At 70.9% G+C, this 20,390-nt stretch carries 22 protein-coding genes; 12 read left to right on the top strand and 10 right to left on the bottom strand.

Annotation, left to right across the window (positions count from 1 at the left end; translation table 11 throughout):
• Window positions 1-156: 156 nt before the first annotated feature.
• Window positions 157-438 (top strand): DUF2516 family protein, encoded by a 282-nt coding sequence (locus ACWIFB_RS13750; RefSeq protein WP_344993905.1) that lies wholly within the window; start codon window positions 157-159, stop codon window positions 436-438.
• The gene (locus ACWIFB_RS13745) at window positions 435-1,148 is read left to right on the top strand and encodes a MerR family transcriptional regulator (RefSeq protein WP_454058544.1); all 714 of its coding nucleotides are present in this window, start codon (window positions 435-437) and stop codon (window positions 1,146-1,148) included. The genes ACWIFB_RS13750 and ACWIFB_RS13745 overlap by 4 nt, the downstream gene beginning before the upstream one ends.
• A gap of 42 nt (window positions 1,149-1,190) precedes the next feature.
• Here the strand turns inward: ACWIFB_RS13745 and purU are convergent, their stop codons facing one another.
• A complete protein-coding gene (gene purU / locus ACWIFB_RS13740; protein ID WP_454058543.1) occupies window positions 1,191-2,057 on the bottom strand; it encodes a formyltetrahydrofolate deformylase in 867 nt (288 codons plus the stop codon).
• 162 nt (window positions 2,058-2,219) lie between these two features.
• On the opposite strand from purU, the gene deoC reads away from it, so the two are divergent.
• The gene (gene deoC / locus ACWIFB_RS13735) at window positions 2,220-2,870 is read left to right on the top strand and encodes a deoxyribose-phosphate aldolase (RefSeq protein WP_452098385.1); all 651 of its coding nucleotides are present in this window, start codon (window positions 2,220-2,222) and stop codon (window positions 2,868-2,870) included.
• A 16-nt stretch (window positions 2,871-2,886) separates the two neighbouring features.
• Here the strand turns inward: deoC and ACWIFB_RS13730 are convergent, their stop codons facing one another.
• The 5 genes from ACWIFB_RS13730 to ACWIFB_RS13710 all read right to left on the bottom strand — a co-directional run bounded on the left by ACWIFB_RS13730 (window position 2,887) and on the right by ACWIFB_RS13710 (window position 6,210).
• Window positions 2,887-3,075 carry a hypothetical protein gene (locus tag ACWIFB_RS13730; RefSeq protein ID WP_452098386.1) on the bottom strand — a complete coding sequence of 63 codons (189 nt, stop codon included), beginning with the start codon at window positions 3,073-3,075 and terminating at the stop codon, window positions 2,887-2,889.
• 177 nt (window positions 3,076-3,252) lie between these two features.
• Complete coding sequence (locus tag ACWIFB_RS13725) at window positions 3,253-4,203, bottom strand: NADP-dependent oxidoreductase (RefSeq protein WP_452098387.1); 951 nt, start codon at window positions 4,201-4,203, stop codon at window positions 3,253-3,255.
• Between the two features lie 58 nt (window positions 4,204-4,261).
• Window positions 4,262-4,768 (bottom strand): metallophosphoesterase family protein, encoded by a 507-nt coding sequence (locus tag ACWIFB_RS13720; RefSeq protein WP_452098388.1) that lies wholly within the window; start codon window positions 4,766-4,768, stop codon window positions 4,262-4,264.
• A gap of 40 nt (window positions 4,769-4,808) precedes the next feature.
• Window positions 4,809-5,639: an LmeA family phospholipid-binding protein gene (locus ACWIFB_RS13715; protein WP_452098389.1), complete on the bottom strand. Its 831-nt coding sequence runs from the start codon at window positions 5,637-5,639 to the stop codon at window positions 4,809-4,811.
• Window positions 5,640-5,709: 70 nt separating this feature from the next.
• Window positions 5,710-6,210 carry a DUF2505 domain-containing protein gene (locus ACWIFB_RS13710; protein WP_452098390.1) on the bottom strand — a complete coding sequence of 167 codons (501 nt, stop codon included), beginning with the start codon at window positions 6,208-6,210 and terminating at the stop codon, window positions 5,710-5,712.
• A gap of 84 nt (window positions 6,211-6,294) precedes the next feature.
• Here ACWIFB_RS13710 and ACWIFB_RS13705 point away from each other — a divergent pair, with 84 nt between their 5' ends.
• The 5 genes from ACWIFB_RS13705 to ACWIFB_RS13685 all read left to right on the top strand — a co-directional run bounded on the left by ACWIFB_RS13705 (window position 6,295) and on the right by ACWIFB_RS13685 (window position 12,489).
• Window positions 6,295-7,383: a UDP-N-acetylmuramate dehydrogenase gene (locus ACWIFB_RS13705; RefSeq protein WP_454058547.1), complete on the top strand. Its 1,089-nt coding sequence runs from the start codon at window positions 6,295-6,297 to the stop codon at window positions 7,381-7,383.
• 149 nt (window positions 7,384-7,532) lie between these two features.
• A complete protein-coding gene (yidC, locus tag ACWIFB_RS13700; RefSeq protein WP_454058542.1) occupies window positions 7,533-8,702 on the top strand; it encodes a membrane protein insertase YidC in 1,170 nt (389 codons plus the stop codon).
• A 328-nt stretch (window positions 8,703-9,030) separates the two neighbouring features.
• On the top strand, window positions 9,031-10,779 hold the full coding sequence (locus ACWIFB_RS13695) for an ATP-binding cassette domain-containing protein (RefSeq protein WP_454058541.1): 1,749 nt from the start codon (window positions 9,031-9,033) through the stop codon (window positions 10,777-10,779).
• A gap of 37 nt (window positions 10,780-10,816) precedes the next feature.
• Complete coding sequence (locus ACWIFB_RS13690) at window positions 10,817-11,413, top strand: dihydrofolate reductase family protein (RefSeq protein ID WP_452098393.1); 597 nt, start codon at window positions 10,817-10,819, stop codon at window positions 11,411-11,413.
• Between the two features lie 65 nt (window positions 11,414-11,478).
• On the top strand, window positions 11,479-12,489 hold the full coding sequence (locus ACWIFB_RS13685; RefSeq protein WP_454058540.1) for an alpha/beta hydrolase: 1,011 nt from the start codon (window positions 11,479-11,481) through the stop codon (window positions 12,487-12,489).
• Between the two features lie 40 nt (window positions 12,490-12,529).
• Here ACWIFB_RS13685 and ACWIFB_RS13680 read toward each other — a convergent pair whose 3' ends face one another.
• The 3 genes from ACWIFB_RS13680 to ACWIFB_RS13670 form a co-directional block, all read right to left on the bottom strand.
• Window positions 12,530-13,066, bottom strand: a complete 537-nt coding sequence (locus tag ACWIFB_RS13680; protein ID WP_230928470.1) for a ferritin — start codon at window positions 13,064-13,066, stop codon at window positions 12,530-12,532.
• 196 nt (window positions 13,067-13,262) lie between these two features.
• Window positions 13,263-14,039 carry an SDR family oxidoreductase gene (locus ACWIFB_RS13675; protein ID WP_452098395.1) on the bottom strand — a complete coding sequence of 259 codons (777 nt, stop codon included), beginning with the start codon at window positions 14,037-14,039 and terminating at the stop codon, window positions 13,263-13,265.
• A gap of 79 nt (window positions 14,040-14,118) precedes the next feature.
• A complete protein-coding gene (locus tag ACWIFB_RS13670; protein WP_454058539.1) occupies window positions 14,119-14,574 on the bottom strand; it encodes a limonene-1,2-epoxide hydrolase family protein in 456 nt (151 codons plus the stop codon).
• A gap of 100 nt (window positions 14,575-14,674) precedes the next feature.
• Here ACWIFB_RS13670 and ACWIFB_RS13665 point away from each other — a divergent pair, with 100 nt between their 5' ends.
• The 3 genes from ACWIFB_RS13665 to ACWIFB_RS13655 all read left to right on the top strand — a co-directional run bounded on the left by ACWIFB_RS13665 (window position 14,675) and on the right by ACWIFB_RS13655 (window position 17,637).
• Window positions 14,675-15,526, top strand: coding sequence for an alpha/beta fold hydrolase (locus tag ACWIFB_RS13665; protein ID WP_452098397.1), 852 nt, complete (start codon window positions 14,675-14,677; stop codon window positions 15,524-15,526).
• A 117-nt stretch (window positions 15,527-15,643) separates the two neighbouring features.
• On the top strand, window positions 15,644-16,954 hold the full coding sequence (gene mshA / locus ACWIFB_RS13660) for a D-inositol-3-phosphate glycosyltransferase (protein WP_454058538.1): 1,311 nt from the start codon (window positions 15,644-15,646) through the stop codon (window positions 16,952-16,954).
• Between the two features lie 50 nt (window positions 16,955-17,004).
• Window positions 17,005-17,637: a YbjN domain-containing protein gene (locus ACWIFB_RS13655; protein WP_454058537.1), complete on the top strand. Its 633-nt coding sequence runs from the start codon at window positions 17,005-17,007 to the stop codon at window positions 17,635-17,637.
• 212 nt (window positions 17,638-17,849) lie between these two features.
• On the opposite strand, the gene ACWIFB_RS13650 is transcribed toward ACWIFB_RS13655, so the two are convergent.
• Entirely contained in the window at window positions 17,850-19,556 is a 1,707-nt protein-coding gene (locus tag ACWIFB_RS13650) for a long-chain-fatty-acid--CoA ligase (RefSeq protein ID WP_454058536.1), read from the bottom strand.
• Between the two features lie 41 nt (window positions 19,557-19,597).
• Here ACWIFB_RS13650 and ACWIFB_RS13645 point away from each other — a divergent pair, with 41 nt between their 5' ends.
• Window positions 19,598-20,344, top strand: a complete 747-nt coding sequence (locus ACWIFB_RS13645) for a phosphoglyceromutase (RefSeq protein WP_295651200.1) — start codon at window positions 19,598-19,600, stop codon at window positions 20,342-20,344.
• Window positions 20,345-20,390 lie beyond the last annotated feature (46 nt).

The raw sequence follows: 20,390 nt of genomic DNA, 5'->3' as shown, positions 1-20,390 counted from the left end.
TAACCTGGCCTTCCTCGGCGCCCTGGTCGGTTCGTTCAGCCGCCCGTTCGGTGGTTGGGTCTCCGACAAGATCGGCGGCGGCGCCAAGATCACGGTGTTCGTCTTCGGCGTCGTCGTCTCGCGGGCCCGCCCGTGGCCGCTGTCTAGAATGGTCCCGTGATTGACGATCTCTCAGGTACTTGGGGCATGGTCCAGATGGGGATACAGGCGGCGTTGGTCGTCTGGGCCCTGGCGGGACTGCTGCTCGCCGCGCTGCCGCCGGCCTCCGCCTATTCGATCGAGGGCAAGTGGCCGAAGCCTGCCTGGATCGCCATCTGCGCGGTGGCGGCGATCCTGTTCGCGATCCGGCCCCTCGGATTCTTCAGCCTCATCGCGATGGTCGCGGTCGGGGTGTTCTTCGCCGATGTGCGGCCGGCAGTGGGTGGGCGCCGGCGATGACGCCCGCCGGGAGCGGGAGCGAGCTCCGCATCGAGGAGCTCGCCGATCTGGCGGGCACCACGGTCCGCAACATCCGCGTCTACCAGGAACGCGGCCTGCTCCCGCCGCCCGAGAGGCGTGGCCGGGCCGGCTACTACGGTCCCGAGCACCAGCGTCGGCTCGCTCTCATCCTGCGGCTGCTCGACCGCGGATACACCTTTGCGACCATCGAGGAGCTGCTCATCGCGCAGCGGCACGGCTTCACGCTCACCGAGCTGCTCGAGGTGGAGAGCGTGCGTGCCGAGCGGCGTACCACCGGCTCTCGTCGTCGTCGCCTCCCGCGCGGCGGAGTAGGGGCGGTGGCCGGCTTCGAACTTCGCGAAGAGCTCGTGGACCAGGGCTCGGCGATCGGACTGGTCAGCGAGACCACGTCTGCGGACCACTTCCTGGCCGACGACTACATGTACAAGCTCTTCCGCGAACTGCTCGTGCTGGGGGTCGACGAGGAAGCCCTCGACGGCATCGGTCGATGCTTCATGGAGGGGCAGAGCACGGCCGCGGAGGCCATCGAGGTGCTGGTCCAGACCCTGCAGAGATCGGGGATGGACCAATCGGTCATCGAGAAGCGGGTCACCGGCATCCTGCCCGGCGCCGGTGCGGCAGCCCGCCTGATCTTCCTGTCGGCAGCGCAGACACTGCTCACCGAGCGCTATGGCTTCCCCAAGGGCTAGCTGTACTCACCACGGACGTTGTGTCGCCCGCCCCGGCCGCGACTAGGTGAACACCACCGTGCGGCCGTCGTGGACCAGCACGCGGTCCTCCAGGTGCCAGCGCAGGCCGCGGGCCAGGACCAGCTTCTCGGCGTCGCGACCCTGGCGGACCATGTCTTTGACCGTCGCCGTGTGATCGACGCGGATGACGTCTTGCTCGATGATCGGGCCCTCGTCGAGGTCCGCGGTGACGTAGTGGCAGGTAGCACCGATCAGCTTCACGCCGCGCGTATGCGCCTGGTGGTACGGGCGGGCCCCCACGAAGCTCGGCAGGAAGCTGTGGTGGATGTTGATCGCGCGGCCGGCCCAGCGGGTGCACAGCTCGTCGGGCAGCACCTGCATGAAGCGGGCGAGCACGATGGCCTGGGGGTCGATGTCGTCGACGAGCCTGGCGACCTCGTCGAACGAGGGGCCCCGCTCGGACGGGTCGGCCGCGAACGGCACGTGGTGGAACGGCGCACCGTGGGCCTCGGCCATGCCGCGCAGGTTGTCGTGGTTGCCGATCACGGCGCGGACGCGGGCCGGGTAATCGCCGCTCTCGACGCGCCCCAACAGGTCGTGGAGGCAGTGGCCGTCCTTGGAGACCAGGATCACGACGTCCTTGGGCTCGTCCGAGTCGGCGATCTTCCAGTCGGTCTCTGGTCCGAGCTCGCTGGCCACCCGCGCGAAACGCCGGCGCAGCTCGTCCAGCTCCATCCCGATCGAGTCGGCGTCCACCGACTGCCGGGTGAAGAACCAGCCCGAGTCCTCGTCCGCGTGGTACGCCGCTTCGACGATCGTGCCGCCCAGTTCGGCGAGGAACGTGGCGATCCGGGCGACGATGCCGATGCGGTCAGGACAGCCCAGGGTGAGGACGAAGCGACGTGACATGAGTGGTCATTGTGCCAGCAGGGCGTGTCGGACCACCCGGCTAGGCTGGTCCACATGGACGACGCCCCTCACAGCAGCCCCCCCAGCAGCCCCCCCAGCGGCCCCCACAGCACCCCCCACACTCCGCCGCAGGGCGGCCTGACACGCGCTCGGGTCGCCGCGATGATCGATCACACGTTGCTCTCGCCCGACGCCTCTCGCGAGGACGTGCAAGCCTGTGTCGCCGAGGCTCGCGAGCTGGGCGTCAAGGCGGTCTGCGTCAGTCCGGCCATGCTCCCGGTGCGGGCCGGGGAGCTGACCGTGGCGACGGTCGCGGGGTTCCCGTCCGGCAAGCATCACTCGCTGGTCAAGGCCATGGAGGGCCGGCTGGCCGTGGACCAGGGGGCGCGCGAGGTTGACATGGTGATCGACGTGGGCGCGGCGATCGCCGGACTCGTCGACGAGGTGATGGCGGACGTGGTGACCATGCGCGACGCGGTGCCGCCGCCGGTGGTCATCAAGGTGATCCTCGAGACGGCGGCCATTCACAAGGCGCTCGGCGAGGAGGCGGGGGACGAGCGGATCGAGGCGCTGTGCCACGCAGTGGCCAGGGCCGGGGCGGACTTCGTCAAGACCTCGACGGGTTTCCACCCCGCGGGTGGTGCGAGCGTCCGGGCGATCGAGGCCATGCACCGGGCGGTCGGCGGAACGCTCGGTATCAAGGCCTCGGGCGGTATCCGTGACGCGGACTCCGCCCGGGCCATGATCGCCGCGGGTGCCACGAGACTCGGTCTCAGCGGCAGCCGGGCCGTCCTGGCAGGTTTCGAGAGCTGACAGGCGCGGGCGTGGCTCAGGACCCGAGCGCCGCGGGGAGGTAGCTGGAGCCTGCCACGAAGGGCATGGCCAGGAAGCTCAGCGGCACGGCGGACTGCTCGAAGGAGATCCCGACGGATTCCAACATGCCGGCGAACGCACCGAAGGCGGCATTGATCGCATCGTATGCCGGCCCGCTGATGGGGCCGTCGGGGCGGAAGATCATCGGGTGGCTCCTCGGTCTCGGTGGGCCAGAGCCGCCTCGTCGCCGGGGGCCGACCACGGTGCGGTCGCAGTGCTCTGGTTCACAATGCTTCGTACACTGCCGATATCGGCACCCGGCCGGCGGGTGTTACTCGCCGCAGGTCAGGACGATCCCGCCCGGGGATCAAATCCGAGGGAGTCAGTCCATGGTGAGGACGAGCTTGCCCGTGGTGCGATTGGTCTCGCCCCGCCGATGCGCTTCCGCGGCCTGCGCGAGCGGGAAGACCTCGGCGATCGTCGCCCGGATCGCGCCCTGCTCGACCAGTTCGGTGATCGACACCAGGTCGTGGCGGGAGGAGTCGACGAGCATGCGGACCGCGCGCACGCCCAGCTGCTCCGCCTCGCGGAACAGATCGTCCGACCCCACCGGCAGGATGGAGACCACGATCCCGCCCGGCCGCAGCGTGCGCAGCGACGCCAGTGAGGTCTCGCCGCCGATCGTGTCGAGCACCGCGTCCACGTCGGAGAGGGCCTCGGCGATGTTCACCTCGTGGTAGTCGATCGGCTCGTCCACCCCGGTCTCGCGCAGGAAGTCGTGCTTGCCGGCGCTGGCGGTGCCGATCACGTAGGCGCCGCGGGCCTTGGCTATCTGCACCGCCACGTGCCCGACCCCGCCGGCCGCGGCATGGACCAGCACGCGCTGGCCGGGCTGGATCCGCGCGTTCTCGACCAGTGCCTGCCACGCGGTGAGCGACACCAGCGGGAGTGCGGCGGCCTGTACGTGGTCGAGCGACTCCGGCGTGGGGGCGAACCAGGCGGCGGGCGCCGTCACGTACTCGGCGTGGGCGCCGTGCCCGAACGGGTAGGAGAGCATCCCGAACACCCTGTCGCCGGGTGCGAAGCGGGACACCCCGATGCCCACCTCCTCCACGACCCCGGACAAGTCCCAGCCCAGCACGAACGGGGGCTCACCGAGGAAGCCGCCGTTTCGGCGGTGCTTCCAGTCGGTGGGGTTGACGCTCGCGGCGGCGACGCGCACCAGTACCTCGTTGGTGCGGGGAGAGGGCCGGGGGAGGTCGACGACGACGAGCACGTCCGGCTCCCCGAGCGAATCCTGGGACACGGCGCGCATTACTTCGTGAGTGGTCATGGCCTCAAGGGTGGCAGAGCCCGTGGCCGCACGCCCGGCACCGGCGGGCCGGGCGGATTCACAACCGGTGCAGCTCCACCTCGCCGAGCTGCCCGCCGGAGATGATGGCGGTCATGTATGTGCAGTGCGGCTGACGCCGCCGGTCGGTGGGCGAGCCCGGGTTGAGCAAGCGCAGGTCGCTCCCCCCGAACGCCCTCGTCGCGGTGGTGTCCCAGGGGATGTGCGAGTGACCGAACACCAGGACGTCGGTGTCCGGGAAAGCGGCGGCCGTGCGCTTCTCCCGCCCCGCCGACGCGCCGGTCTCGTGCACCACCGCCAGCCGTACGCCGTCGAGGGTCGCGCGCGCCACCTCGGGCAGTCGCTCGCGCAGCTCGGGGCCGTCGTTGTTGCCCCAGCACGCGATGAGCCGCGGTGCCCGTTGCTCCAGGGCGTCGAGCAGTCCCGGGTCCATCCAGTCGCCGGCGTGGATCACCACGTCCGCACGCTCCACCTCGTCCCACAGGCGCACCGGGAGATCGCGGGCCCTGGTGGGCACGTGCGTGTCGGCGGTGATGAGCAGGCGCATGCCCCCAGTGTGCCGGGTCGGGCGGGAGCGCCGAGCCGGGTCAGGGAGTCGACTCGAGCGTCACGTCGGTGCCGGCGAGATCGACGGTCATCCCGCCGTCGACCACGTGGACGCCCGTCAGCTCCACACCCTCGGGGAGATCGGCGAGGGCCGAGTCCATCATCGAGATGGTCCCGCCCAGCAGTTCGGCGGGCAGGGTGAAGCCGAAGATCGACGCCTGCTCGGGCGCCAGCTCGAGGTTGCCGCCGGTCAGGCGAGGGGTCACCACCGCTTCGGCCAGACCGCTGATCGACACGCGGAGGGCGCCGGCGGCCGGGTCGGACGTGACGTCCTGGACCTGGATGAGCCCGCCGAGCAGGGAGTCACCGGTGCCCTGACCGTCGGCGGCAGCCGCGGTCATGGTCTCGTCCGAGACGAACGCGGTGCCGGTCAGGGAGTCGACGTGGGTGACGTCGCCCTCGGAGCTGACCCCTTCGGCCCGGATGTCGATCGCGGGGGCGGGGCCCGTCGCGCCCGCGGCCGGGGATCCGTCGGTGGTGATGCGAACAGAGCCGAGAGTCCCGCTGACATAGGACAGCAACACCGGCCGGGCACCCAGCTCGACCTCGGCCGGAGAGCCGAGGGCGGTGGTGACCTCCTCGGACATCTGCTGCTTGATGGAGTTACGCAGACCCAGTTCGAGGCCGACGAGCCCCACCACGACCAGGACCACTGCGATTCCGGCGATCAGGGCGATGATCGGTCCGCGCCGCCGCCGCCGCCGGCCGCCGTCGCTGGAGGAGGAGGCGGCGGGGAACTGCTGCGTGTCGGCGTGCTGGACGCCGGGCCGGTCATGGGCGGGGAGTCGCTGGGTGTCGTTCGGCGGCTGCATTGGACCGATTGTCTCCGATCTGCCTGGCGAGGCGCATCAGCGCCTCTTCAGCGGGCGTACAGGATCCGGCTCAGCGCGCTGCGAGCCAGCCGTTCAGGTGCGCGTACTCCTCCGCGAAGAGCCTGTCGAGGTGCTGCACGACCAGCTTCTCCAGCTTGCCGCCCAGTAGCGGAACGGTCACCTTGACCTGGCCGGACAGTGATTCGAGCGCGGCTTCCCCCTCGGCCACGGTCTCGCCGCTGCCGGTGATCACGCCGAGCCCGCCGGCGGCCTCGGCGCGCGACGTACCGACCAGGCGTGCACCGTCGAACTCGCTGAACCGCGTCGTGCGCACCAGGCTGAGCTCACCCGGCAGCACCTTGCGGGCCAGGTCCGGGATGTCCGATTCAGGAATGTGCTGCGTGACGGTGACGGTGATCGTGTCGCCGCTCACCGCCAGGTCGTCGAGAGTGTCCCCGGCCGTGCCCACGGCGCGGAGCCGGTCGGCCCAGTAGGCCTCGTCCGCATAGGAGGCATGGACGGCCTCGAGGGGGCCGCCGAGCTGGACGGAATGTGAGAAGCGGGTCGCCATGGGGTCAGACACTACAAGCAGGCGACTACCCTCAGGCGTGTGATCCTGCCGCCCGCCGACTCCTCCGACCCGGTCGTCCGCGCGCTGAGCGACGTCGACGGCGTCGCCGCCGCGCCCCGGACGTCCCTGGCCGAACTGACCACCCTCCGCATCGGGGGCCGCCCCCGGGCGCTGCTCGCGTGCTCCACGGCCGAGGGGGTGGCCGAGTCGGTGCGTGCCCTGGACGCGGCCGACCGGCCGGTGCTCGTGCTGGGCGGCGGCTCGAACCTCGTGGTGGCGGGCGGCGACCTCGACCTGGTCGTGGTGGCCGTGCGCAACCGCGAGGTCGAGTACCTGGACGAGGCCGACGCGCTGATCGTGCGCGCGGGTGCGGGTCTGACCTGGGACGATCTCGTCGCCGACACGGTCGGGCGTGGGTACGGCGGCCTCGAGTGCCTGTCCGGTATCCCGGGCTCGGTGGGGGCCACGCCGGTGCAGAACGTCGGTGCGTATGGGGTCGAGGTGGCCCAGGTCCTGCACCGGGTCCGCTGGTACGACCGCGCGAGCGGGGTCGACGAGTGGGTCACCCCCGACGCGCTGGGGCTGGCCTACCGGACGTCGGTGCTCAAGAACTCGGATCGCGCGGTGGTGCTGGAGGTGGAGTTCCGCCTCGACCGCGCCGGACGCAGCGAGCCGATCCGCTACGCCGAACTCGCCGGCCGTCTCGGCGTGGCGCCGGGGGAGCGGACCGACCCCGCCCTGGTGCGGCGCACCGTGCTGGAGCTGCGGCGTGGCAAGGGGATGGTGCTCGACGACGACGACGAGGACACCTGGTCCGCCGGCTCCTTCTTCACCAACCCGGTGGTACGGGACGAGGATCTCCCCGCGGTGCGATCCCGGGTGGCGGGCAGGCTCGGGGACGGGCCGGCCGGGCAGATGCCCGCGTTCGCGGCGACAGGGGGGACCAAGCTCTCGGCGGGCTGGCTGATCGAGCGGGCCGGTTTCGGCAAGGGCTATCCCTCGTCGTCGTCCCCGGCTCGGCTCTCCACCAAGCACACCCTCGCGCTGACCAACCGGGGGGCGGCCACGGCCGACGACGTGATCGCGCTGGCGCGCGAGGTGCGCGACGGCGTCCGGGAGGCGTTCGGCGTGGAGTTGCACCCCGAACCCGTCTGGGTGGGCTGCAGCATCTGACCCGGATAGGGGGCGCACTGCGGGAGTGCCGCCGTGACCCCCGCGGCCACCAAGTCGTACGCGCCTGGCACGCTGGACGGTGACCTCTCGGTCTGACCCGCCCCGCGCGCCCGCCTTCGCGGCGCCGCCCGTCTTATGGAGATTCGCCCGTGGACCTGTTCGCGTACCCGGTGTCGCTCGTCATGAAGTTCTGGCACTGGGTGCTGAGTTTCGTCGTGGATCCGAACTCCGGGCTCGCGTGGGTCGGCTCGGTGATCCTGCTGGTGGTGACTGTGCGGCTGCTGCTCATGCGGTCGATGTGGCGGCAGCAGTACTCCATGCGCAAGATGGCGCAGCTCGGCCCCAAGATGAAGGAGATGCAGCTCAAGTACAAGGACCGCAAGTCTCCCGAGGGCCGGCAGGAGCAGGCCAAGGAGATGCAGGCCATGTACTCCGATGCCGGGGTCAATCCGGCAGCCGGCTGCCTGCCGCTCTTCGTGCAGATCCCGGTGTTCCTCGGCCTGTACCACGTGCTGCTGAACTTCTCGCCGCGGGACGTCTCCATCGAGGAGGCGCAGACCATGACGAACGGGGCGTTCGGCCCGGACCAGGTGTCGTCGTTCCTCAACGCCGAGATCTTCGGTGTGCCGCTGGCGTCCTACATCCGGATGCCGCAGGAGGTCATGGAGTCGCTGCACCCGGGGCTCGTGCGCGAGGACATCCTCGTGCTGGCCGTGCCGCTGTTCGTGCTCGCCGGCATCGCGACGTTCATCAACATGTGGAACTCCTTCCGCCGGCAGAAGGCGGCCAAGGAAGCCGAGAAGGCGGCGGTCGCGCAGGTCGAGGCAGAGGACCGTGCGGGCGGTCCGTTCGTCGACGGTGAGGTCATCGAGATCGACGGCGAGAAGGTCGAGCGCGCGGACGCCGGCAGCGGGGACCACGTCGACGGGATCGTCGAGGGCAGCGTTGAAGGCGGCGTCGAAGGGGACGCGGGCGAGCGTTCGACCGATCGTGCTGACGGCACCCCGGGCACGCCCGCCAGGGCCGGCGCTGCGGGCGCGGGTGCTGCGAGCGCGGGTGCCGACAAGCCACAGGATTTCCAGACCATCGCCGAGTCCATGACCGAGTCGATGAATAAATCGATGAAGATCATGATGTACCTGTTTCCGTTCTTCCCGATCGTGGGCGCGTACTTCTTCAACTTCCCCATCGCGATCGGCCTGTACTGGCTCACCAATAACGTTTGGACGGCCGTGCAGTCGCACTTCTTCATGGAGCGGCTCGAGAAGGAACTGCCGATGACCAGCCGCGAAGGTCTGCCGCCCAGCGCGTTCATGTAGACCCCGCCCCGCCGCAGCCCAGTTGCAAGACATCGACCTTCAGATGCCTGACATCTCGCAGGTTTTCGGCCGGGTTCTCGCACATTCTGTCTTGCAGCTCGGGGGTGATGTCTTGCAACCGCCGGTGGGGTCGGGCGGGTTACCGGGTCTTGTGTGGACGTTGCGGCGGGGGTAGTGTGCTGCGAGCACGTCGGCAGCGCACGGCGTCCGGGCAGGGGAGACCCGCCGGGCGAGGGGCGCAGGGCCGAGAAGCGCTAACGAGGAGAACACAGGACAGTGCGTAACCACAGGTGAGATTCGGCCCATCAGCCACCTCCCTGGAGCACACATGTCTTCCCTCGTCCTGTCGGACGTCGCTTTCGCGTTTCCCGACGACACCACACTCTTCTCCGGCCTGAACCTCGCGATCGGTCCGGGGCTCACCGCACTCGTCGGCCGCAACGGCGCCGGCAAGAGCACCCTCCTCGGGCTGATCGCCGGCGTGCTGCCGCCTGCACGGGGATCGATCACAGTCGACGGCGTGGCCTGCGCCGCCATCATTGCCGCGGGCGCCGCAACCGACCCGACCGCAACCGACCCGACCGCAACCGACCCGGCCGCCACCGACCCGACCGCCACCGCTTCCGCGGCCGGCTCCGCCTACCCCGCCGATGTCGCGTACGTGCCGCAGCTGCTGGCCGACGCCCCCGCCGAGCGGACCCTCGCCGATGAGCTGGGGGTCGGCGGCCGGCTCGCGGCGCTGGCGCGGATCGAGGCGGGAGAGGGCGACGACGACGACTTCACCCGCCTCGCCGACGACTGGACCATCGCCGAACGCACGGTCGCGCAGCTCGACGAGTTGGGCCTCCCCACGGATCTGGACCGACCCGTGGGCCAGCTGTCCGGCGGGGAGCGCACGCTCGCGGCCGTGGCCGGTCGACTCCTCGGGCATCCGCGGGTGCTGCTGCTGGACGAGCCCACCAACAACCTCGACTCGCGGGCGCGCGGCAGGCTGTTCAGCGCGCTGGAGCGATTCGTGGCGGGCGGCAACCGCATCGCGCTGGTCGTGAGCCACGATCTCGAACTCCTCGACCGCGCCGACACCACGGTGGAACTCCGCGCGGGCCGGACCCGCGTGTTCGGCGGGAACTACGAGCACTACCGCGAGGTGGTGGACGCCGAGCAGTCGGCGGCGCTGCAGGCACTGACCGGCGCGCGCAATGATCTGCGGTCCGAGAAGCGCGACAAGGCCGACGCGCAGGTGGCGCTGGCGCGGCGCGAGCGGTACGGCCGGAAGATGGAAGCCACCAAGCGCGAGCCGAAGATCATCATGGGGGCGCGCAAGCGGGCGGCGCAGGAGTCGGCCGCGAAGTACCGGGCCACCCACGAGCGGGGCGTCGAGCAGGCGCAGGAACGGATGCGCGAGGCCGATGCCGCGGTCCGCCGCGAGGAACTGCTGCGCGTCAAGCTACCCGACCCGCAGCTCCCGTCGGGCCGGGTGGTGGTGGATGTCGAGGACCCAGTCGCCGGCCGCATCCACCTCGCGGGGCCGGCCCGGGTCCGGCTCGCCGGCCCGAACGGCAGCGGCAAGACGACGCTGCTGCGCCGCCTCATCGGAGGCCATCGCGACGATCCCGCCGGTGACCACGCGGCGTCCGGTGCGATGCGTGGGAACGACGACGACAACGCCGTCACCTCGGCGATCGCCACCCCGTGGGCGTTCCTGCCCCAGGACCTGCGTGTCGAGCATCCTGACTGCTCGGTCGTCGACGCGATCCGCGCGGTACGCCCCTCGGCGTCGGCGGAGGAGGCCCACGCCCACGCGGCGCGGATGCTGTTCATCGGCTACGCCGGGTTCCGCCGGCTCGGCGACCTGTCCGGCGGCGAGCGGCTGCGCGCGGCACTGGCATCGGAGCTGTTCGCCCGGCCGGTGCCGCAGCTGCTGATCCTCGACGAGCCGACCAACAACCTCGACCTCGAAGGAGTGGAGGTGCTCGCCGATGCGCTCGCGCAGTGGCGGGGTGCCCTCCTGCTGGTCAGTCACGACGACGGGTTCTGTGACCGCGTGGGGGTGGACGACGTGATCACCCTCGCCTGATCCGCGACCAATCCGAGAACCGACCAGAGGAACCACCATGCGAAAGCTCATCTACTACGTGGCCGTCACCCTCGACGGCTACATCGCCGCCCCCGACGGCGCCTTCGATTTCTTCCCGCTCGAGGGAGACCACGGGCCCTGGATCGTCGAGCACTACCCCGAGTCCGTCCCCGGGCACTTCCGCGAGCAACTCGGCCTGGCCGAGACGCCCCCGCGGGTGTTCGACACCGTCCTGATGGGACGGGCCACCCACCAGGTGGCCGTGGACGAGGGGCTGGCCAGTGGCTATCCGCACCTGCGGCAGTACGTGTTCACCAGCCATCCCGACGACCTGCCGACACAGGAGGGGCTGACCATCACCTCGGAGGACCCGGTCACCGTGGTCCGCCGGCTCAAGGCGGAGCAGTCGGGGCTGGACATCTGGCTGTGCGGCGGCGGCGCACTCGCGGCGACGCTGATCGACGAGATCGACGAACTCCGGCTCAAGGTCAACCCGCTCGTGCTCGGTGACGGCATCCCCCTCATCGGCGCGGCCGCCGCGAAGCCGGGCGCGTCGGCGATGCCGCTCACGCGGCGGATGAGCCGGGAATTCGAGAGCGGGGTGACCTACGCGGAGTACGTCCGCTCGGCGTAATCGCGATGGCAGGGCCCCGCGTCTGGATAGGCTGCCGACAGACGGCCACCCCGGGGAGGAGCACGATGCGCAAGCTCTGGAACGTGCTGAGGTGGCCGTTCGTGTTCCTCCTCGTCGTCGTCCTCGCGGTCGTCGCGGCGCGCGTCGTCAACCACTTCCGCTACCCCGAACCCGCCCTCGCCTACGCCGAGCCGCGGAACCCGGCGTCCTACCCCACGGAGCTGCCGGGCATCGAGGTCACACCGATCGCCGACGGGCGAGTGCGCGGCTTCCACCTGCGGCCCGAGACGATCCGACACGAGGGCGTGGTGCTGACCTGGGGCGGCTCCGAGGGCGGGCCCGATTTCGAGCACGCCGAACTGCTGGCGCGCGCGGGGCACGAGGTGCTGTCGTTGTTCTACTTCGGGCAGCCCGGCCAGCCGGAGACGCTGGACCGGGTCCCCGTGGAGACGGCGTCGCAGGCGATCGACTGGGCCGAGGCCAACGCCGAATCGGCCGATCCCGTCACGATCGTCGGGACGTCCAAGGGGGCCGAGCTCGCCGCACTGCTGCCGACCTACGAGCCGCGGGTCGACAACCTGGTGCTGTTCGCGCCGATGGACCACGTGATGCAGGGGATGGACCAGCGGAACGTGGTGTCGTCGTGGACGGTCGGCGGGCAGGACGTGCCGTACGTCGCCTACGCCGACGCGCCCGGTCCGGGGCCGGTCCTGAGGTTGGCGCTTGCCTCGCTCCTCGGCGCGCCGATCCACCTGCGGCCGGTGTTCGAGGGGGCGCTCGAGGCGCCGCAGTCCGGCGATGCCCGCATCGATCTCACGCGACTACCGGGGGAGATGCTGGTGTTCGCCGGCGGCGACGACCAGGTGTGGCCTGCCGACGCGGCTGCCCGGCGGATCGCCGAGGACCTGCCGGAGAGTACGGAGGTGCACATATACGACGACGCCGGGCACGTGTTCTCCGTGCCCGGCGCGCATGCCGACGGGATGCTGTCCGGCGGATCGGCCGAGGCCAACGCTGCCGCGCTCGAGGAGAGCAACCGCATCCTCGTCGAGAGGCTGGCCGACTGGTCGCGCTGACCGCCTGCCCTCCCGGCCCGCCGTTGTCAGGCGGTCGTGCTCAGACCGCGCCGCCGGCGACCGCGGGCGGGGTGCCCGTGTTGGTGGAGGCGTCGGTCTCGCGGGCGAGGTACTCCTCGATGCGGAACCAGTCGTCGTCCGCGCGCTCGGCGATGGTCACCAGCGTGTTCATGTTGGCGACCTCCTCGACCTGCTCACGCAGGAACCACAGCATGAACTGCTCGCCCAGCGGATCGGCCTCGGCGCGCGCGGCCTGGAACAGCGCCTCGATCTGGCGGGTGACCTGCTTCTCCTGCTCGAGCGCGAGGCTCAGTGCGCCAACGGGCCCGTCGAACTCGGCCTGGGGCGCCGGCACGGCGGGGATCACGGTGGGGATGTCCCGGTCGAGCATGTACTGGACCATCATCATGGCGTGGTTCCGCTCGCCCAGGCTGTGCTGGTAGAAGCGGGCGGCCAGCTGCGGAAGGTCCTGCGCGTCCGCCCACACGGCGATCGCGATGTACTGCTGGCTGGCGGCGAACTCGTGGCCGACCTGGGCGGAGAGGAGTTCGGCGTAGGTGCTGCTGCTCTGGGTCATGGTGGCGCCTTTCGTGAGGCGGCCTCGACAAGAGTCGAGACGCGCCGGGAGGGGTTCTCCCGAGGGGTCCCACAATAGGACCGCGCGCGGCATCGTGCCAGGTCAGTTAGCCTAACCTGCCGGTGTGAAGCCTAACCTGACGTTGCCTAGCCTCACCTTCTGTAGCGCCGCCGGAGCGTCGTGATCCGGCCCCGGCTCAGTCGCGGTGCGCCCGCATCGCGGAGTGCTGGGCGCGCGGCTTCACCACGATCTGGTCGAGGTTCACGTGCGACGGCCGGCTGGCGACGAATCCCACGATCTCCGCGATGTCCTCGGCGATCATCGGGGTCAGCCCGCGGTAGACGGCGGCGGCCTTGTCCGCGTCGCCGTCGAACCGCACGCTCGAGAACTCGGTGTCGACCATGCCGGGCGCGATCTCGGTGAACCGCACGGGCTGGCCGAGGTGCTCGCCTCGCAGCGTCCGGTGCAGGACGGCCTGCGCGTGCTTGGCGGAGGTGTAGCCGGAGCCGTTGTCGTACGACTCGAGCGCCGCGATGGAGGTGATGGTGATGACCAGCCCGTCGCCGGTGTCCACGAGGGTCGGCATGAGTCCCTTGACCATCCGCAGCGTGCCGAGGACGTTGGTCTCCCACATCCAGCGCCACTGCTCCTCGTCGGCGTCCATGACGCTGGTGGTGCCCTTGGCGCCGCCGGCGTTGTTGACCAGCACGTGCAGGCGGGGGATGGCCGAGCAGAACGCCGCGCACGAGTCCGCGTCGGTCACATCGAGAGGCAGGGCGGTGCCGCCGATCTCGGCGGCGAGTGCCTCCAGCCGGTCGGCGCGCCGCGCGCCAACGATCACGTGGAAGCCCTGGCCTGCCAGTTCGCGGGCGCTCGCCTCGCCAATGCCCGACGATGCGCCGGTCACCACCGCCACGCGGGTGTCGGCGGGCAGGGCGGCGAGGCGCTCACGGGCGGCACTGTGATCGGTCATGCACTCGAGCGTAGGTGACGACGTCGCCGGCCGTACGGCTGCTCAGCGGCCGCGGGCCGACCGCGCGCCTAATGCCGCGTTATCGACCGACGCGACGGCCGGGGATCATCTCGACCAGCCCGCGCACCGCGCCGCGCGCGATGTCGGCGGTGGAGAAGTAGTCCTGCCAGCCGCAGACCAGGCCGTCGCGGACCTCCAGCCGCCCGCACACCCAGAAGTCGCAGCGGAACCGGCCGATCCCGAGCGAGTCGGTGCGCTCGGTGAGAACGATGTGCGGGGAGCGGGGATCGGTGGGGTCCGCGGGCGCCGACACCGCGAGATGGTGGGTCCGGACCCCGAATCGCACGCTGCGGTGCATCGCGGCGATCGCGCCGACGACGGCCCGCTTGCCGCGCACGGTCGGCAGCCCGATGTTCGCCCACCACACGTCGCCGGAGACCAGTTCCGCCGCGGCGGCGGTCGAGCCGGAGGCGAGGGCGTCGAAGAACATCCGGACGACGACGTCGGGGTCTGTCGCGGTGGTGGTGGCTGCCATTGGAACACGGTAACCGCACGGGGCGGCTCCGGGGGAGGGTCCTCCGCGTTCGGGGGACACCTCCGACGAGCCGACGTGCGATAGCGATGGGACTGGCACGATGGCCGACATGACCTCTCCCGCCACGTATTCCCTCGCCTCCACCGTCTCCTCGGACGGCACCACGATCGCCTACCGCGTGCTCGGCGACCCCGCCGCGCGCCCGCTCGTGCTGATCCACGGCTGGGCCCAGTCGAGCGCCTGCTGGGGCCCGGATCTTCTGGCCGACCTGGCGACCCGGTTCCGGGTGGTGGCGCTGGACCTGCGCGGACACGGCCACTCCGACGTCGCCGACGCCGGTTATGACTCGGCTGCGCAGTGGGCTGACGACGTCGAGGCGGTCCTGGACGCCGCCGGTGTCAGCGATGGGGCGGGCGCGATCCTGCTCGGCTGGTCGTACGGTGGGATCGTGGTGTCGGACTACCTCGCCGCCCGCGGCGAGGGCAGGGTCGCGGGCATCGTGCTCTGCGGCGCCGTCACCTCGGTGTCCCGGTCCGCCGGCGGCGCGATCGGCCCGGCCATGGTCGAGGTCACGTCGAACGGCGCGTTCGACGAGAACCCCGGCAGGGCCGTGGCCGCGCTCGCGAGCTTCGGGAGCGCCATGATGCGGTCCGGCGACGGCACGAGCGGCCAGCGGATCTTCGGACTCTCGCTGGCCACCCCGCCGACCGTCCGCCAGAAGCTGCTCACCCGTCGCGTGGACAACGACGAGACACTGCGCGGCCTGGGCATCCCCGCGCTGGTGATCCACGGTGAGCACGACGGCGTGGTGCTGCCGTCCGCCGGTCAGGCCAACGCCGAGATGATCCCCGGCGGCCGCTACGTGGGCTTCGCCGAGTCCGCCCATGCGCCCTTCATCGAGGAGAAGCCGAAGTTCCTCGCCGAGCTCGACGCCTTCGCCGCCGAACTGTAGACACCCCACACCGCCCGTGGGGGGTGGGCGAGCGGCGGGCGTTGTCGTCGTCGTCCCACCCGATCCCCGCCCCCGCGCCGCGTGCACCCCGGCGCGCACGGAGGCACAATCGGACTGGTGACCGTTTCCGACCTCCGCCCCGGCCCCGCCGCGCCGCTCCCCAAGCGCGTCGCGGTGCTGTCGTTCCACACCTCGCCGCTCGCCCAGCCCGGCACCGGTGACGCGGGCGGGCTCAACGTGTACGTGCTGCAGACCGCGCGGCGTCTGGCCCGCCGCGGCGTCGAGGTGGAGATCTTCACCCGCGCCACCCACTCGTCGCAGCCGCCGGTCGAGGAGGCGGGCGACGGCGTGCTGGTCCGCAACATCGTGGCCGGCCCGTTCGAGGGCCTCCGCAAGGAGGACCTGCCCACGCAGCTGTGTCCGTTCGTCGCCGGCGTCATGCGCGCCGAGGCCGGCCAGGCGCCCGGCCACTACGACCTCATCCACTCCCACTACTGGCTGTCCGGCCAGGCGGGGCTGGTCGCCTCCGAGCACTGGGGCGTGCCGCTCGTGCACACCGCCCACACGCTGGCCGAGGTCAAGAACGCGGTCCTCACCAGCGGTGACACCCCCGAACCGGAGTCGCGACGCATCGGCGAGCAGCAGATCGTGGACGCCGCGCACCGGCTGGTCGTCAACACCACCGGGGAACGCGACGAGCTCGTGGGCTACTACGACGCCGACCCGGCCGACATCGACATCGTCCCCCCCGGCGCCGACCTCGAGCAGTACACGCCCGGCACCCGGCGCGGCACCGAGCAGGCCCGGCGCGCACTCGGCGTGGCGCAGCGCTCCGAGGTGATCGCGTTCGTCGGCCGCATCCAGCCGCTCAAGGCACCCGACGTGGTGGTGCGGGCGCTCGCCGAGATCGTGCGCGCCGAGCCGCACCGCGACGTGCGGCTGCTCGTGGTGGGCGGGCCCAGCGGGTCGGGGCTCGAGCGGCCGCGTTCGCTCATGGAGCTGGCCGAGGAGCTGGGCGTGGCCGACCGCGTGAGCTTCCTGGCGCCGCGCCCGCCGTCGGAGCTGGTCGACGTGTACCGGGCCGCGGACATCGTGGCGGTGCCGTCGTACTCAGAGTCGTTCGGACTGGTCGCGTTGGAGGCGCAGGCGTGCGGGACGCCGGTGGTGGCCGCCGCCGTGGGCGGGCTGCCGACGGCCGTCGCGAACGGCCGGACCGGGCTCACCGTGGACGGGCACGATCCGCGCGAGTGGGCGCGGGTCCTCGGATCACTGCTCGACGACGACGAGCTGCGGCTGGAGATGTCCCGCCACGCCCCGGTGCACGCCGCCGGGTTCAGCTGGGATTCCACGGCCGACGGGCTGCTGGCGTCGTATGCGGGCACGATGGCCTCGTACCGGGCGCGGCGCGCGGCGGCCACGGCGTCCTGAGTTCGTTCCAACCCGCGCCTGAGTCCATTCTAACCCGCGAAGGAGCCACGATGATCGACCCCACCGAGAGCAAGCGCATGGGCGACGACGGCGAGGATGATGCTGCGGCTGGGGCCGGTGCCCTCGACGGTGCAGGCTCCTCTGCTGGCGCCGCGTCCGGGCCCGCCCGAGGTCCGGACGAGGCCGACGCCCCCACCGTCGAGCGGATCCGCGACTTCCTGGTGGAGCGGGACATCGAGTCGACGCTGGCCGACGGCAACACCTTCGTGGTGCAGCTGCCGGGGGAGAAGCGCCTCAAGACGGCCTGCCATCTCACCGTGAACCGCGAGAGCGTGCGCGTCGAGGCGTTCGTGTGCCGCCGGCCGGACGAGGACTTCGAGAAGGTCTACAAGTACCTGCTGCGTCGCAATCGCCGGATGTACCAGGTGGCGTACACGCTGGACAACAACGGCGACATCTATCTGGTCGGCCGGATGCCGCTGGTCGCGGTGACGGAGGAGGAGCTCGACCGCGTGCTCGGGCAGGTACTGGAGGCCGCCGACCACGACTTCAACATCATCATCGAGACCGGCTTCCACACCGCGATCCGCCGGGAATGGGAGTGGCGGGTCTCGCGGGGCGAGTCGCTGCGCAACCTGGAGGCGTTCCGCCACCTCACCGAGGATCTGCCCCAGCCCGAGTAGCACGGACGGGCAGTTCTGCAGCGTAAGTTGGGGGGGGTGCGCTGGCTTGTGGGCTTGCGCTGGCGGGAGGGTCCCGCGTGCCAGCGTGAGTGGCTGCATTGCGTACACGCCGGCAGCGCAGGTCACCGGCGCAGCGTAAGTCGGGGGAGTTGAGCTGGCTCGTGGGCTTGCGCAGCTCTGTCGTCTCGAGCCGCTGCAGGTCTTTCCAGGGGTCAGGGGTTGATGGCCTCGGCGACCTTCTTGCGCAGCACCTTGCCCATCGGGTTGGCGGGCAGCTCGTCGAGTTCGACGAACTCGCGCGGCACCTTGTACCCGGCGAGCGAGGACTTGCAGTGGGCGCGGATCGCGTCCACATCGAGCGACGCACCCGGCTCGAGCACCACCGCCGCGACGACCTGCTCACCGTGGGCCCCGTGCCGGCCGACGACCGCACAGTCGGCGATGCCGGGAGCCGTCCGCAGTATCGCCTCGACCTCCGACGGGTAGACGTTGAACCCGCCGGTGACGATCACCTCCTTGATCCGGTCCACCACGTGCAGGAAACCGTCGGGGGCCTGCTCCACCACGTCGCCGCTGCGCAGCCAGCCGTCGTGCAGCGTCGCCGCGGTCGCCTCCTCGTTGTTCCAGTACCCCGGGAAGACCTGCGGACCCTTGACCAGGAGCTCACCGGGCTCCCCGGTGGGAACGTCCCGCGACGGGTCCTCCTTGTCGACGACCCGGATATCCGTGTCGGGGAACGGGACGCCGATCGAGCCGGCCCGCCTCGCCGTCGACATGGGATTACCCACCGTGATGGGCGAGGTCTCGGTCATCCCGTACCCCTCCACCAAGAGGCCGTCGGTGGCGGCCTCCCACCGTTCGATGAGGTCGGCGCGCAGGCTCATGGCCCCGGAGAAGGAGTTGCGGATGCCCTTGAGCGAGATGCCGCGCTTGTCGGCCTCCTCGAGGATGCGGGTGTAGATCGGCGGGACGGCCGGGATGAATGTCGGCGGCTCCTTGGCGAAGATCGGCATGATCAGGTCCATGTCGGGCGTCGGCACGAGCTGGAGCCGGGCCCCCTGGGCGATGCCGAACACCACGCACATCGTCACCCCGTAGGCGTGGAACATCGGCAGCGAGGCCAGGAACCGCTCCTTGCCGGGCTCGAGCCCGGGCACCCAGGCCTTGCCCTGGGTCGAGTTGGCGACCAGGTTGGCGTGGGTGAGCATCGCGCCCTTGGGCGTCCCGGTGGTGCCGGAGGTGTAGAGGATCAGCGCCACGTCGTCGTTGGTGGGGTAGGGATGGGAGAAATCCAGCTCGGGGCCGGTCTCCAGGGCCGCCCAGCGCGGGGTGTGCGTGTCGGGGCGGGACAGCTTGTCGCGGGAGGCGCGTAGCGCGGGCACCGGGAGATGCCGGAGGGCGAGGCGCTTGGCGGTGGGGAACGCGTCGAGGAGGTCGACGGCGAGGACGTGCTCGATCGCGGTGTCGGGGCGGGTCGCGAGGTCCTGCACGACGTCGGTGACGACGTTCCACGCCACGACGACCTTCGCACCGTGATCGGCGAAGGGCGCCTCGAGCTCGTCGGCCGTGTACAGGGGATTGTGTTCGACGACGATCGCGCCCAGTCGCAGAGCCGCGTAGAACACCACGATGCCCTGGGGGCAGTTGGGCAGGAGGACGGCCACGCGGTCACCCTTGCCCACGCCCAGGAGGCGGAGGCCTTCGGCGGCGCGCCGGACCCGGCTGCCGAGATCGCCGTAGGTGGTCACCCGGCCGAAGAACTCGGTGGCGGGCCGTTCGAAGTGGGCGCTGACGGCCTGGTCGAACTGGTCGCACAGGGTGGTGGTGCCGTAATCCAGGTCGTGTGTGGTCCCCGGGGTGTAGTGGACCGTCCAGGGCCGGTCGGTGGCTTCGGGGGTGTCTCCGGCGTCTGCGGTCATGCTTGCACCGTAGCCGGTGAGCATCGGGTCATAATGGACCTATGACTTACGGAACACTCGTCCTCCTGCGTCACGGCCAGTCCCGGTGGAACGCGTCCAACCAGTTCACGGGGTGGGTCGACGTCGATCTCACCGACCTCGGTCGTGAGGAGGCGGTCCGCGGCGGCAAGCTCCTCGCGGAGGAGGGCATCCTCCCGGACATCGTCTACACCTCGCTGCTGCGCCGCGCGATCACCACGGCGAACATCTCGCTGGACGCATGCGACCGCCACTGGGTGCCGGTGGTGCGGCACTGGAAGCTCAACGAGCGCCACTACGGCAAGCTGCAGGGCCTCAACAAGGCAGAGATCAAGGAAGAGTTCGGCGACGACCAGTTCATGCTGTGGCGCCGCAGCTACGACACGCCGCCGCCGGCCATCGACCCGGGTAACGAGTATTCGCAGACCGGCGACGTCCGCTACGCCGATCTCCCGGAGGTGCCCCTGACGGAGTGCCTCAAGGACGTGGTGGACCGCTTCATCCCGTACTACACCGCCGAGATCGCCCCGCGCATCGCGGCCGGCGAGACGGTCATGGTGGCCGCGCATGGCAACTCGCTGCGCGCGCTGGTCAAGCACCTCGACGAGATCTCCGATGACGACATCGCGGGTCTGAACATCCCGACCGGCATCCCGCTGGTCTACCGCTTCGACGAGGCCGGGAAGGTCGCCAACCCGGGCGGCACCTACCTCGACCCGGAGGCCGCCGCTGCCGGCGCTGCCGCCGTGGCCAGCCAGGGCGGAAAGTAGCCCCACCTCCTCGGGGCCGCCGTCGCGCGGGCGACACGCCGTCCGG

The organism is Dietzia sp. NPDC055340, assembly GCF_053645335.1.
This window is presented reverse-complemented; position numbering and strand designations above follow the sequence as displayed.

Excerpts from the sequence above, each read along its gene's own strand:
- ACWIFB_RS13650 (WP_454058536.1), bottom strand. The coding sequence starts at position 19,556 with ATGACCGCAGACGCCGGAGACACCCCCGAAGCCACCGACCGGCCCTGG.
- ACWIFB_RS13670 (WP_454058539.1), bottom strand. The coding sequence starts at position 14,574 with ATGGCAGCCACCACCACCGCGACAGACCCCGACGTCGTCGTCCGGATG.
- ACWIFB_RS13675 (WP_452098395.1), bottom strand. The coding sequence starts at position 14,039 with ATGACCGATCACAGTGCCGCCCGTGAGCGCCTCGCCGCCCTGCCCGCC.
- ACWIFB_RS13685 (WP_454058540.1), top strand. The coding sequence starts at position 11,479 with ATGCGCAAGCTCTGGAACGTGCTGAGGTGGCCGTTCGTGTTCCTCCTC.
- purU (WP_454058543.1), bottom strand. The coding sequence starts at position 2,057 with ATGTCACGTCGCTTCGTCCTCACCCTGGGCTGTCCTGACCGCATCGGC.
- ACWIFB_RS13745 (WP_454058544.1), top strand. The coding sequence starts at position 435 with ATGACGCCCGCCGGGAGCGGGAGCGAGCTCCGCATCGAGGAGCTCGCC.
- ACWIFB_RS13645 (WP_295651200.1), top strand. The coding sequence starts at position 19,598 with ATGACTTACGGAACACTCGTCCTCCTGCGTCACGGCCAGTCCCGGTGG.
- ACWIFB_RS13730 (WP_452098386.1), bottom strand. The coding sequence starts at position 3,075 with ATGATCTTCCGCCCCGACGGCCCCATCAGCGGGCCGGCATACGATGCG.
- ACWIFB_RS13680 (WP_230928470.1), bottom strand. The coding sequence starts at position 13,066 with ATGACCCAGAGCAGCAGCACCTACGCCGAACTCCTCTCCGCCCAGGTC.
- deoC (WP_452098385.1), top strand. The coding sequence starts at position 2,220 with ATGATCGATCACACGTTGCTCTCGCCCGACGCCTCTCGCGAGGACGTG.
- ACWIFB_RS13690 (WP_452098393.1), top strand. The coding sequence starts at position 10,817 with ATGCGAAAGCTCATCTACTACGTGGCCGTCACCCTCGACGGCTACATC.
- ACWIFB_RS13725 (WP_452098387.1), bottom strand. The coding sequence starts at position 4,203 with ATGACCACTCACGAAGTAATGCGCGCCGTGTCCCAGGATTCGCTCGGG.
- ACWIFB_RS13695 (WP_454058541.1), top strand. The coding sequence starts at position 9,031 with ATGTCTTCCCTCGTCCTGTCGGACGTCGCTTTCGCGTTTCCCGACGAC.
- ACWIFB_RS13710 (WP_452098390.1), bottom strand. The coding sequence starts at position 6,210 with ATGGCGACCCGCTTCTCACATTCCGTCCAGCTCGGCGGCCCCCTCGAG.
- ACWIFB_RS13655 (WP_454058537.1), top strand. The coding sequence starts at position 17,005 with ATGATCGACCCCACCGAGAGCAAGCGCATGGGCGACGACGGCGAGGAT.
- ACWIFB_RS13720 (WP_452098388.1), bottom strand. The coding sequence starts at position 4,768 with ATGCGCCTGCTCATCACCGCCGACACGCACGTGCCCACCAGGGCCCGC.
- ACWIFB_RS13715 (WP_452098389.1), bottom strand. The coding sequence starts at position 5,639 with ATGCAGCCGCCGAACGACACCCAGCGACTCCCCGCCCATGACCGGCCC.
- ACWIFB_RS13665 (WP_452098397.1), top strand. The coding sequence starts at position 14,675 with ATGGCCGACATGACCTCTCCCGCCACGTATTCCCTCGCCTCCACCGTC.